This window comes from Pseudomonas sp. NFACC43 (assembly GCF_900119645.1).
Classification (GTDB): Bacteria; Pseudomonadota; Gammaproteobacteria; order Pseudomonadales; family Pseudomonadaceae; genus Aquipseudomonas.
The window spans coordinates 163,421-175,800 of record NZ_FPKK01000002.1 but is presented as its reverse complement, the minus strand read 5'-3'; the positions used below and the strand labels follow the sequence as shown (position 1 = coordinate 175,800).

Annotated in this window: 8 protein-coding genes; 3 read left to right on the top strand and 5 right to left on the bottom strand. The window is 61.7% G+C overall.

What is annotated here, in order from left to right:
* Nucleotides 1-27: 27 nt before the first annotated feature.
* Nucleotides 28-1,836 (bottom strand): sodium-extruding oxaloacetate decarboxylase subunit alpha, encoded by a 1,809-nt coding sequence (gene oadA, locus BT179_RS04725; protein ID WP_072431354.1) that lies wholly within the window; start codon nt 1,834-1,836, stop codon nt 28-30.
* Between the two features lie 12 nt (nt 1,837-1,848).
* Nucleotides 1,849-3,264 (bottom strand): acetyl-CoA carboxylase biotin carboxylase subunit, encoded by a 1,416-nt coding sequence (locus BT179_RS04720; protein ID WP_053149054.1) that lies wholly within the window; start codon nt 3,262-3,264, stop codon nt 1,849-1,851.
* A 188-nt stretch (nt 3,265-3,452) separates the two neighbouring features.
* Between BT179_RS04720 and BT179_RS04715 the strand changes: the two genes are divergently transcribed.
* Nucleotides 3,453-4,415 (top strand): LysR family transcriptional regulator, encoded by a 963-nt coding sequence (locus tag BT179_RS04715; RefSeq protein ID WP_072431353.1) that lies wholly within the window; start codon nt 3,453-3,455, stop codon nt 4,413-4,415.
* On the opposite strand, the gene BT179_RS04710 is transcribed toward BT179_RS04715, so the two are convergent.
* The 3 genes from BT179_RS04710 to BT179_RS04700 all read right to left on the bottom strand — a co-directional run bounded on the left by BT179_RS04710 (nt 4,357) and on the right by BT179_RS04700 (nt 8,643).
* Entirely contained in the window at nt 4,357-4,566 is a 210-nt protein-coding gene (locus BT179_RS04710) for a PA3496 family putative envelope integrity protein (RefSeq protein ID WP_072397311.1), read from the bottom strand. The genes BT179_RS04715 and BT179_RS04710 overlap by 59 nt on opposite strands.
* Before the next feature lie 173 nt (nt 4,567-4,739).
* Complete coding sequence (hexR, locus tag BT179_RS04705; protein ID WP_003187110.1) at nt 4,740-5,606, bottom strand: transcriptional regulator HexR; 867 nt, start codon at nt 5,604-5,606, stop codon at nt 4,740-4,742.
* A 145-nt stretch (nt 5,607-5,751) separates the two neighbouring features.
* Entirely contained in the window at nt 5,752-8,643 is a 2,892-nt protein-coding gene (locus BT179_RS04700; RefSeq protein WP_072397312.1) for a putative bifunctional diguanylate cyclase/phosphodiesterase, read from the bottom strand.
* A gap of 259 nt (nt 8,644-8,902) precedes the next feature.
* On the opposite strand from BT179_RS04700, the gene uvrD reads away from it, so the two are divergent.
* Complete coding sequence (gene uvrD / locus BT179_RS04695; protein WP_072397314.1) at nt 8,903-11,086, top strand: DNA helicase II; 2,184 nt, start codon at nt 8,903-8,905, stop codon at nt 11,084-11,086.
* Between the two features lie 296 nt (nt 11,087-11,382).
* Nucleotides 11,383-12,258, top strand: a complete 876-nt coding sequence (locus BT179_RS04690; RefSeq protein WP_072397321.1) for a Tim44 domain-containing protein — start codon at nt 11,383-11,385, stop codon at nt 12,256-12,258.
* Nucleotides 12,259-12,380: the final 122 nt, after the last annotated feature.

The window sequence follows — 12,380 nt, the reverse complement described above, 5'->3', positions numbered from 1 at the left end:
TTAAACGGTTGTATCGAGGCTGTTCGCTCAGCCTTCGATCTCGATCAGGATCTCGCCCGGATTGACCCGGTCGCCCTTGGCCACATGAATGGCCGTGACCTTGCCGGCGATGGCGGCCTGCACTTCGGTCTCCATCTTCATGGCTTCGGTGATCAGCACGGCCTGACCGGCCTTCACTACGTCGCCTTCCTTGACCAGCACGTCGACGATGTTGCCCGGCATGGTGGTGCTGACGTGGCCCGGCGCAGTGGCTTGCTTGCGCTTGCTGCTGCCACCGCCGACGAATTCATTGAGGGGCTCGAACACGACCTCTTCCGGCATACCGTCGATGGACAGGTAGAAGTGACGCTTGCCTTCGGCCTTGACGCCCACGCCGGTGATGTCGACGCGGTAGGTTTCGCCGTGGACGTCAATGACAAATTCCGTTGGCACACCCTCACCCGCCGCCGCGCTCACGCCGCCCGCCTCAGGGATCGGCAGCAACACCTCTGGCGTCAGGGTGCCGGCTTCGCGCTCTTCGAGGAACTTGCGACCGATGTCCGGGAACATGGCGTAGGTCAGCACGTCCTCTTCGGACTTGGCCAACGCGCCGATCTCGCCACGCAGCTTGGTCATTTCCGGCTTGAGCAGATCGGCCGGACGCACGTCGATCACCTCTTCGCTGCCAATGGCCTGGCGACGCAGTTTTTCGTTCACCTGGCCCGGCGCCTTGCCGTAACCGCCTTGCAGGTAGAGCTTCACTTCGTTGGTGATGGTCTTGTAGCGCTCACCGGCCAGTACGTTGAAGAACGCCTGGGTGCCGACGATCTGCGAGGTCGGAGTCACCAGCGGCGGGAAGCCGAGGTCTTCGCGTACTCGCGGGATTTCCGCCAGCACTTCGTTCATGCGGTTCAGCGCGCCCTGCTCTTTCAACTGGTTGGCCAGGTTGGAAATCATCCCGCCGGGCACCTGGTTGACCTGGACACGGGTGTCCACCGCCGTGAATTCACTTTCGAACTGATGGTATTTCTTGCGCACGGCATAGAAATACAGACCGATTTCCTGCAGCAGTTCCAGGTCCAGGCCGGTGTCGAACTCGCTGCCCTTGAGAGCCGCGACCATCGATTCCGTACCTGGGTGGCTGGTGCCCCAGGCGAAGCTGGAAATGGCGGTGTCGATGTGATCGGCGCCGTTCTCGACGGCCTTGAGCTGGCACATCGCGGCCAGGCCGGCGGTGTCGTGGGAGTGGATGAATACCGGCAGCGATTGCTCGGCCTTCAACGCCTTGACCAACTCGCCTGTGGCATACGGGGTCAGCAAACCGGCCATGTCCTTGATCGCCACCGAATCGCAACCCATGGCTTCCATCTGCTTGGCCTGGGCCACGAACGCCTCGATGGTATGCACCGGGCTGGTGGTGTAGGCGATGGTGCCCTGGGCATGCTTGCCGGCGGCCTTCACGGCCTCGATGGCGACGCGCAGGTTACGCACGTCGTTCATCGCGTCGAAAATCCGGAATACGTCGATGCCGTTGACGGCGGCCTTGGCCACGAACGCCTTGACCACGTCGTCGCTGTAATGGCGATAACCCAGCAGGTTCTGGCCGCGCAGCAGCATTTGCAGGCGAGTGTTGGGCAGTGCGGCACGCAGTTGGCGCAGGCGCTCCCACGGATCTTCCTTCAGGAAACGCACGCAGGCATCGAAGGTCGCGCCGCCCCAGACTTCCAGCGACCAATAGCCGACTTTGTCGAGCTTGTCGCAGATAGGCAGCATGTCTTCGGTGCGCATGCGGGTGGCAAGCAGCGATTGGTGAGCGTCGCGCAGGATAGTGTCGGTTACGTGGATCTTCTTGGACATTGTCATGATTCCTTACAGGCCTGCGTGGGCGGCAATGGCGGCAGCGATGGCCAGGGCCAGCTCTTCGGGTTTGCGCTTGATCGAGTAGTTGGTCAATTCAGGATGGCTTTCGACGAAGCTGGTATTGAACTGACCGCTACGGAATTCGGGGTTGCGCAGGATTTCCTGGTAATACGCCGCGGTGGTCTTGACCCCTTGCAGGCGCATGTCGTCCAGGGCCCGCAGGCCACGGTCCATGGCTTCTTCCCAGGTCAACGCCCAGACCACCAGTTTCAGGCACATCGAATCGTAGAACGGCGGAATGGTGTAGCCGGTGTAGATCGCCGTGTCGGTACGCACGCCGGGACCGCCAGGCGCGTAATAACGAGTGATCTTGCCGAAGCTGGGCAGGAAATTGTTCTTCGGGTCCTCGGCGTTGATCCGGAACTGCAGGGCGAATCCACGGTGCTGGATGTCTTCCTGCTTGACCGACAGCGGTAGGCCGGAGGCGATGCGAATCTGCTCGCGGACAATATCGATCCCGGTGATTTCTTCGGTGATGGTGTGCTCCACCTGAACCCGGGTGTTCATTTCCATGAAGTACACCTCGCCCTCGGCGAGCAGGAACTCCACGGTGCCAGCGTTTTCATAGCCCACGGCCTTGGCGGCACGCACCGACAGATCGCCGATGTAGGCACGCTGCTCGGGCGTCAGCTGTGGGCTGGGAGCGATTTCGATCAGCTTCTGGTTGCGACGCTGGATCGAGCAGTCCCGCTCGAACAGATGCACCACGTTGCCGAAACTGTCCCCCAGGATCTGCGCTTCGATGTGCTTGGGGTTGACGATGCATTTTTCCAGGAACACTTCCGCCGAACCGAACGCCTTGGTGGCTTCGGAGATAACGCGAGGGAAGGCCTGTTCGAGTTCTTCGCGGCTGTTGCAACGACGAATACCGCGGCCACCGCCGCCGGACGTTGCCTTGAGCATCACCGGGTATCCGATCCGGTCGCCCTCGGCCAACGCCTCCTCGATACCCGAAACGTTGCCCTCGGTGCCTGGGGTAACCGGCACGCCGGCCTTGATCATGCTGCGACGCGCTTCGGTCTTGTCGCCCATGCGTCGAATGACTTCAGCCGCCGGACCAATGAACTTGATACCGCGTTCGGCGCAGATATCCGCCAGTTCGGCGTTTTCCGAAAGGAAGCCATAACCGGGATGCAAGGCATCGCAGCCGGTCTCCACGGCGAGGTTCACCAGCTTGCGCGGGTTGAGATAACCGGCCAGCGGATCGGCGCCGATGCTGTGGGCCTCGTCCGCGCGCTTGACATGCAAGGCATGGCGGTCCGCGTCGGAGTAGACCGCGACCGAGCGAATGCCCATCTCGGCGCAGGCGCGCACGATTCGGACGGCAATCTCACCGCGGTTGGCGATCAGGATCTTTGTTATCAATTGGAGGTTCCCTTGAGCCGGTGATACCACGGCCTGGACGTTCAGGCCGACGCGTGACCAGATGTAACAATTGGTCGCAGCTCCACACTAGTACCGGGCGGGGATTAACAAAAATGAATATTTATTGGGTCACGCATAAGCCAAGACTTATAGTTGCGTTGTCGGGATCGGACCAAGGTGAGTGAAAAATGCGTAAGTCATTGATGCGTATGACTTTGCGTCAACTGCAAATTTTCAATGAAGTGTGCGACCTGAGGTCCTACAGCCGTGCTGCCGAGGAAATGTCTCTCACGCAACCAGCCGTTAGCCTACAGATTCGATCCCTTGAAGAGCTGATTGGCCAGCCGTTGTTCGAGTATGTCGGGAAAAAACTCTACATGACCGAAGCCGCCGAAGCCCTCCAACGCGCCAGCCGGGATATCTTCGGGCGCCTGGAGAACCTCGATATGCAGCTTTCGGACATGCAGGGCTCGCTGCAGGGGCAATTGAAACTGGCGGTGGAATCCAGCGCGAAATATTTCGTGCCGCACCTGTTCGCCGCGTTCAAGCGCCAGCATCCGGAGGTCAACCTGAACCTTACTGTGGTCAATCGCGGACAAGTGATCCGGCGGCTTTCGGACAACCGCGATGACCTGGTGATCATGTCCATGGTGCCCCAGGACATGGGGCTTGAGTTCCTGCCGTTTCTCAATAATCCGATCGTGGCCGTGGCGCCGCCGGATCACCCACTGTGTCACATGGGGGCATTGCGCCTGCAGGACCTGGAGCCCTACACACTGTTGCTGCGCGAACCCGGGTCGGGAACGCGGCTGGCCTGCGAGGAATATTTCAAGGAAAAGCGGGTGCATTTCACCCAGACGCTGGAAGTGGCCTCGGCCGAAGCCCAACGCGAATGCGTAGTGGCGGGGCTGGGCGTGGCGTTGTTGACGCGCCACGCCGTGAGCCGGGAATTGTCGTCCGGCGCACTCATCGAGCTGCCGGTGGAAGAGTTGCCGCTCTACCGAAGCTGGTGCCTGGTGCAGGCCAGGGCGAAGCGTTTGTCACCGGTGGCCCACGCCTTCCTGGCGTTCGTTCGCGGTGAGCGCGCCCAGATCATTGGCCTGGTTGAGCGTTTCGACGGGAAGCCACCGGCGTTGCCTGCCAGTAATTGAATTCTGTCGCGTCAGGAAATTCGCTGATTTCGGCCAGGAGCTGGCGCTGTTCGAAGCGGTCTTCGATCGCACGACGGAACGCCATGCGGCGTTGGTCTTCCTGCTGGCGACGGGTTTTGACGGCGCTGCGTTCTTCGTAGGACTGGGTCATGTCGAGACTCCCAAGACGTATACGGGAGTTTCAAGATGAAGGCTTGGGATGACGTTTTGGCGGCGCGTGGGTTACAGAACGATGAATTCGAGCGATGGGATCTTGGGGAGGGTTGAGCCTGTGGCGAGGAGACTTGTCCCCTCGCCACAACGGCGCTTGCCTTGATGATTGGCTCAGTCGTCCAGTGCCTTGACCGACTTGGGCGACAGCCGCAGGCTGCGAAGGCTGCGCTTGACGCTCTTGAGGTGGTTGACCAGGCTCGGGCCGCGCGCCATGGCAACCCCCATCGCCAGCACATCGATGACCACCAGGTGCGCGATACGCGAGGTCAGCGGTGTGTAGATTTCAGTGTCTTCGTGCACGTCGATGGCCAGGTTCACTGTCGAGAGCTCGGCCAATGGCGTCTGGCTCGGGCACAGGGTGATCAGCGAGGCGCCGCTTTCGCGCACCAGGTTGGCGGTGATCAGCAGGTCCTTGGAGCGCCCCGACTGGGAAATGCAGATCGCCACATCGGTGGGTTTCAACGTGACCGCCGACATCGCCTGCATGTGCGGGTCGGAATAGGCTGCCGCAGTGAGCAGCAGGCGGAAAAACTTGTGTTGGGCATCGGCCGCCACGGCGCCCGAAGCGCCGAAGCCATAGAATTCGACGCGCTGGGCCTGGGACATGGCCGTCACGGCTTTTTGCAAGGCCACCGGGTCGAGCTTCTCGCGAACCTCCATCAGCGTATGCAAGGTGGTGTCGAAGATCTTCAGGCTGTAGTCGGCAACCGAGTCGTCCTCATGGATCGCAAACTGACCGAAGCTTGCGCCGGCCGCCAGGCTTTGCGCCAGCTTGAGCTTCAAGTCCTGGAAACCCGAGCAACCGATGGCGCGGCAGAACCGCACGATGGTCGGCTCGCTGATGCCGACGCTGTGGGCAAGGTCAGCCATGGAGCTGTGCATCACGGCCGCAGGATCGAGCAGTACGTGATCGGCGACTTTCAGTTCCGATTTGCGCAGCAGGTGGCGTGACTGGGCGATGTGTTGCAACAGGTTCAAGGGACTGGACTCTTGTTATTGGCGGCGTTATTGGCAGATGCCGGATGCAGCAGTGATGTAGCCAAGCTTGTAGTTATACTACATGAATTGCCTTTTTGCCCGCCCGATACGTAACTCGATCGCCCGATTCCATGCCGCATGCGCGTCATGTAGCAGAGGTGAGCCATGAATCGCCCGGCTTGTCGCGCAACAACGCGGCCAGGCCTTGGGACTCGAGCGGACGGCTGATGAGGTAGCCCTGCACTTCATCGCACTGTTCAGCCTTCAGGAACGCCAGCTGGCCCTGGTGCTCGACACCCTCGGCCACCACCTTGAGCGACAGGCCATGGGCCATGGCGATGATCGCCCGGGTGATCGCGGCATCCTCGCCGCCCTCTTCCAGCCCACGAATGAACGCCTGGTCGATCTTCACGTAATCCACCGGGATACGCTTGAGGTAGCTCAGCGAGGAATAGCCGGTGCCGAAATCGTCGATCGCCAGCTTGACCCCCAGGTCTCGCAGTTGCTGGAAGGTGGCGATGATGTGTTCGACGCTGTCGAGCAACTGGCTCTCGGTCAGTTCCAATTCCAGGCAATGAGGGGCCAGGCCGGTTTCTTCCAGCACTTGCCGCACGAGGCTGACCAACTTGCCCTGGCGCAACTGATGCACCGACAGATTGACCGAGACCCTGATAGGCGACAGCCCCTGGCGCTGCCATTCGCACGCCTGCCAGCAGGCCTGGCGCAACACGAACTCGCCAATCGGCCCGATCAACCCGGTCTCTTCGGCCAGGCCGATGAACTCCCCCGGCGGTACCCGGCCCATGGTCGGATGATCCCAGCGCACCAAGGCTTCGGCGGCGTTCAGACGACCGGTCGCCAGGCACAGCTTGGGTTGGTAGAACACCTTCAATTGCTGTTCTTCCAGGGCCTTGCGCAGTTGGTTTTCCAGCTGCAGCCGCTCCAGCGTACTGGCTTGGAGGCTGTCGGTGAAAAACTGGAAGTTGTTGCCTCCCAGGTGTTTGGCATGTTGCATGGCCATGTTTGCCTGGCTGACCAGGGTGGCGACTTCACGCGCGTTATCGGGTAGCAGGCTGATGCCGATGGAGGCGCTGACCACCAGCTCATGGCCTTCGATGGTCAGCGGCAGGCGCAACTTGGCGGACAGGCGGGTCGCCACCCGGGCCAGGCTGGAAAGATTGCCGTAGGCATCGAACAGCACCCCGAACTCATCGCCGGACAGTCGGGCGATGGTGTCGGCCTCGGGCAACGCGTTGATCAGGCGCCGGGCCATTTTCTGTAGCAACTGGTCGGCAATGTCATGCCCCAGGCTGTCGTTGAGCAACTTGAAGCGATCCAGGTCGATATGCAGCAATGCAAGGCTGCGCCGCCCTCCCTGTCGCACACGCTGGTGGGCTTCATGCAACCGCTCGCGGAACAGCGACCGGTTCGCCAGCCCCGTCAGTTCATCATAGTGGGTGAGGTAGCGCATCCGCTCCTCGGATTCGCGCCTCGCCGAAAGATCGGCGAAGAAGCCCACAATATGACTGACATTTCCTCGTACATCGCGCACGACGTTCAGTTGCAGCCATTGCGGGTACAGCTCGCCGTTGGCCCGAGCCTCGACCAGTTCGCCCTGCCAGGTGCCGTGCGCCTTGAGGGCCTGGCGAATGACCGGATAGTGCCGCCGGGCGTCCCGACTGCACGGAAGATCCACCACGTTGCAACCCAGCATGTCATCGATATTGAACCCGGTGACCCGGGTGAATGCCTGGTTGGCGGCCAGCAGTGCGTAGTTGGGATCGAAAATCACGATGCCTTCGCTGGCGGCCTCGAACACCGTAGCAGCCAATTGCCGCTGCTGTTCCAGCTCTTTGCTGGCGCTGATGTTTCGTCGAGTGCCGACCATCCGCAACACCCGGCCGCTGGCGCTGCGTTCCACGGCCCGCCCGCGGTCTTCGATCCACACCCAGTGCCCGTCGCTGTGGCGAATGCGATATTCGATCTGGTAGTCCTCGCTACGGCCCTTCAGATGCTCGATCAGGGCTCGCTTGAGCGCTGGCAGATCTTGTGGATGCAGGCGGGGCGTGAGATGGCTGAGCATCGCCGTGACGTATTCGCGCTCCAGCCCGAACAACTCCTTGAGCTGGGTATGGTGGACTTCGTCGGTTTGCAGGTTCCAGTCCCACAACCCCAGCTCGCTCGCCTTGAGGGCCAAGGCCAGGCGCGCCTCGCTCTTGCTCAGGGCCTGGCTGGCCACCTCCAGTTCAAGGCTGCGCTGGGCCACGCGCGCCTCGAGGCCAACCTGGGCGGCGCGCAACCGCTCTTCGGCGAGACGACGCTGTTCGACTTCCCTGGCCAACGCCTCGTTGAGCTGCGCGCTACGAATCTGTGTCTGCTGCAGATGTTCGATCAATGCCTGATTCTGGAAACGTCGCAGCATGCCGTTCTGCATCAGTCGATTGACCTGCCAGGCCACCACGCTCAGCGATACCAGAACAGCCAGGCCGAGCCAGCCCCATCCGTGCTGCTGCTGGTCGTCGCCCCAGAACAGGAAACCGATCGCCGGCAGCAGGCAGGGCAAGGTAAAAGACAGGTAGGCGGGAAGGCTCACCGCATAGGCGACACTGGCCGACAGGGTGGCCGCGCCGATCAGGCCGAACACCCAGGCCTGTTGCTGGAAGTTGTCGGTCGGGGCCAGGGCGATGCCGGCAATGGCCAGCGTCAGGCCGGTCATCGCCGAGCCCAGCAAAAACATCCGCAGCCAGATGGGATGCGCCTGGCGGCCCGGGATCGCCGAATCGAAGGCAGCCACCTGGATCACCCTCAGCGCCACCAGGGACAACAGCCACACCAGCCAGACGCTGACCAGGACATAGCGTGACGGATCCCACAACAGCGCCGCGCAGACCAGGCCGTTGACCAGCATGAACAAGGTTGGCAGCAGCGAGCCCTGGTACAGCAACCGTGTACGCTCTACCGCCATCTCCGTGGCGTACTGCTTGCGAATGACCCGCGGTTCCACACAAGGGCCCGCCAGATCGGAATTGAGGGTCATAGGCACTGTTCTTGTTCTTATCACAGGGGCACGGAGAACCCGAAAGAGCACCGAGCATACACAAGCCCGGGCTTATCCCACACTGCCGAGGCTCATAAAAATACGCAAAAAATTCGCCATTGCGACGTTCCTCGAACGCTGCGCACGAGGCCTGGCAACGCTCCTGCACCATGACTGACCGGTCATCCCCGACCGGTCTTTTATCGGTTGCTGCAAAGCTTGGTTTGCCCGGGGTGACGCCGCGCCCTAGAATGCCCCGATGCGCGATGATCTCTCCCTTCTGCTGAACTCCCTCAACGACGCCCAACGCCAGGCCGTAGCCGCCTCCGTGGGCCGTCAGTTGGTCCTGGCCGGTGCCGGCTCCGGCAAGACCCGAGTGCTGGTGCACCGTATCGCCTGGTTGATCCAGGTCGAGAACGCCTCGCCTCATTCGATCCTGTCGGTGACCTTTACCAACAAGGCCGCTGCCGAGATGCGTCATCGCATCGAGCAGTTGATGGGCATCAACCCGGCCGGCATGTGGGTCGGCACGTTCCACGGCCTGGCGCACCGCTTGCTGCGGGCGCACTGGCAGGAAGCCGGCCTGAGCCAGACCTTCCAGATCCTCGACAGCGACGACCAGCAGCGGCTGGTCAAGCGGGTGATCCGCGAGCTGGGCCTGGACGAACAGCGCTGGCCCGCCCGCCAGGCCCAATGGTTCATCAACGGTCAGAAAGACGAAGGCCTGCGACCACAGCATATCCAGGCCAGTGGCGACCTGTTCCTGGCGACCATGCGCGGCATCTATGAAGCCTACGAGGCGGCATGCCAACGGGCCGGCGTCATCGATTTTTCCGAGCTGCTGCTGCGGGCTCTGGACCTGTGGCGCGATCATCCGGGCCTGCTGGAGCATTACCAGAAGCGCTTCAGGCATGTCCTGGTGGACGAATTCCAGGACACCAACGCCGTGCAGTACGCCTGGTTGCGCCTGCTGGCCAAGGGCGGCGACAGCCTGATGGTGGTGGGCGACGACGACCAGTCGATCTATGGCTGGCGCGGCGCCAAGATCGAGAATATCCACCAGTATTCAGCGGACTTCCCCGACGCCGAGGTCATCCGCCTCGAACAGAACTATCGCTCGACCGCCGGTATCCTCAAGGCTGCCAACGCACTGATCGCCCACAATACCGGGCGCCTGGGCAAGGAGCTGTGGACCGACGGCAATGAAGGCGAAGCGATCAACCTGTACGCCGCGTTCAACGAACACGATGAAGCCCGCTATGTGGTGGAAACCATCCAGAGCGCGCTGAAGACCGGCCTCTCCCGCAGCGACATCGCCATCCTGTATCGCTCCAACGCCCAATCCCGGGTCCTGGAAGAAGCCCTGTTGCGCGAACGGATCCCCTACCGGATCTATGGCGGCCAACGCTTCTTCGAACGAGCCGAAATCAAGAACGCCATGGCCTACCTGCGCCTGCTGGAGGGCCGCGGCAACGATGCCGCCCTGGAGCGGGTGATCAACGTGCCGACCCGTGGCATCGGCGAAAAGACCGTCGAGGCGATTCGCGAACACGCCCGCCATAGCCACGTATCCATGTGGGAAGCCATGCGCCAGCTGGTGGCCAACAAAGGCGTGACCGGCCGCGCCGCCGGCGCCCTGAAGGCCTTCATGGAGCTGATAGACGACCTGGCGGCCAAGTGCGCAGAGATGCCGCTGCACCTGATGACCCAGACCGTTATCGAGCAGTCCGGGCTGATTGCCTACCACGAGGCGGAAAAAGGCGAGAAAGGCCAGGCCCGGGTGGAAAACCTCGAGGAACTGGTCAGCGCCGCGCGCAACTTCGAGAACACCGAAGAAGACGCCGACCTGTCGCCGTTGTCGGCCTTCCTGGGCCATGCTTCCCTGGAGGCGGGCGATACCCAGGCCGACGAGCATGAAGACAGCATCCAGCTGATGACTTTGCACAGCGCCAAGGGCCTGGAATTCCCCTACGTCTTTCTGGTGGGCATGGAAGAAGGCCTCTTCCCGCACAAAATGAGCCTGGAAGAACCGGGGCGCCTGGAAGAAGAGCGGCGCCTGGCCTACGTGGGCATCACCCGGGCCATGCAGAACCTGGTGCTGACGTACGCCGAAACCCGACGCCTGTACGGCAGCGAAACCTACAACAAGGTGTCGCGTTTCGTACGCGAAGTACCGAAGGGCCTGATCCAGGAAGTCCGGTTGTCCAACAGTGTCAGTCGACCATTCGGTGGCAGCCAGTCGCAAGGCACCAGCAGCCTGTTCGGCGGTAGCGATATCCCGGAGACCGGCTTCAGCCTGGGCCAGACCGTGCGCCATTCGGTATTCGGCGACGGCGTGATCCTCAACTTCGAAGGCGCCGGCGCCCAGGCCAGGGTCCAGGTAAACTTCAGCGAAGGCAGCAAATGGCTGATGCTGGGGTACGCCAAGCTGGAAGCGATCTAGAGAGTTGTGTAGGCCCCTGTGGGAGCGAGCTGGCTCGCGATAGCCGTCGGTCAGTCAATATGGATGCTGACCGAGACACCGCTATCGCGAGCAAGCTCGCTCCTACAGTTTTCTGGAAAATATTTCCGATAGAACTTGTTCCTCTTTCCTACAGCCCAAAGCGAACAAGCCCTCTTGCGCGATTGAAGCTGAACCTAACCTGTCACGCAAAAGCCCGAAACACTCTGCCGCTAGCCAGCAACAGTTCACCTGTGCAACATGGCGCGCGTGCTATCCACAAATGGGAATGCCTTTATATGAAACGTTTTCTTAGCATCGCCATGGCGTTGTGCATCGGCCTGACGATGGCCATCGACGCCAATGCCGCCAAGCGTTTTGGCGGTGGTAAAAGCTCGGGCGCGGCCCCGACTCACCAGACCAGCCAGATGGCGCCGTCCTCTGCTGCCGGGTCCACTGCCGCCACCGCAGGCGCGGCCGGTGCCGCTGGCGCCGCCACCAAGGCCAGCGGTGCTTCGCGCTGGCTCGGCCCATTGGCCGGCATCGCGGCCGGCGGTCTGCTCGCTTCCATGTTCATGGGCGACGGCTTCCAGGGCATGCAGATCTTCGACATCCTGATCATGGCGGTCATCGCCTTCCTGGTCTTCCGCTTCATTGCCGCCCGTCGTCGCAAGCAGCAGGAGCAATTCGCCCCGGCCGGCCATGCACCGATGCAGCGTGAAGTATTCAACCAGCAGCCTTCCGCCGGCTCCATCTTCGGTGGCTCGGCCGCTCCGGTGGCCGCCCGTCCAGTGATCAACGCTCCGGCCTGGTTCAACGAAGAGCGTTTCGTCGAAGCCGCGCGTACCCACTTCCAGTCCCTGCAGCAACACTGGGACGCGAACGAAATGGACAAGATCGCCGAGTTCGTGACCCCGCAATTGCTGGAGTTCCTCAAGCGCGAGCGTGCGGAACTGGGTGACGGCTTCCAGTCCACCTACATCGACAACCTGCAGGTACAACTGGACGGCGTCGATGATCGCGCCGACAAGACCATCGCTACCCTGACCTTCAGCGGTGTATCGAAGAACTCTCGCTTCGACCAGGGCGAAGCGTTCAGCGAAAGCTGGAACATGGAACGCGCCCAGGGCGACAACCAGCCTTGGCTGGTGGCAGGTATCCGCCAGAACGGTTGAACCTTTGCGCGTTTTGCAGGTTGAAATAAGAGAACCCCGGCTCAGGCCGGGGTTTTCTATTTCGCGGTTGCATCTATGGCGAGCTACTGTATAAACCGCTCCATACAAACCGCGCCATCGAG

What these genes read in the sequence shown, in the direction of transcription:
- oadA (WP_072431354.1), bottom strand. Translation starts at nt 1,836, where the DNA reads ATGTCCAAGAAGATCCACGTAACCGACACTATCCTGCGCGACGCTCAC.
- BT179_RS04715 (WP_072431353.1), top strand. Translation starts at nt 3,453, where the DNA reads ATGCGTAAGTCATTGATGCGTATGACTTTGCGTCAACTGCAAATTTTC.
- BT179_RS04710 (WP_072397311.1), bottom strand. Translation starts at nt 4,566, where the DNA reads ATGACCCAGTCCTACGAAGAACGCAGCGCCGTCAAAACCCGTCGCCAG.
- BT179_RS04700 (WP_072397312.1), bottom strand. Translation starts at nt 8,643, where the DNA reads ATGACCCTCAATTCCGATCTGGCGGGCCCTTGTGTGGAACCGCGGGTC.
- uvrD (WP_072397314.1), top strand. Translation starts at nt 8,903, where the DNA reads ATGCGCGATGATCTCTCCCTTCTGCTGAACTCCCTCAACGACGCCCAA.
- BT179_RS04690 (WP_072397321.1), top strand. Translation starts at nt 11,383, where the DNA reads ATGAAACGTTTTCTTAGCATCGCCATGGCGTTGTGCATCGGCCTGACG.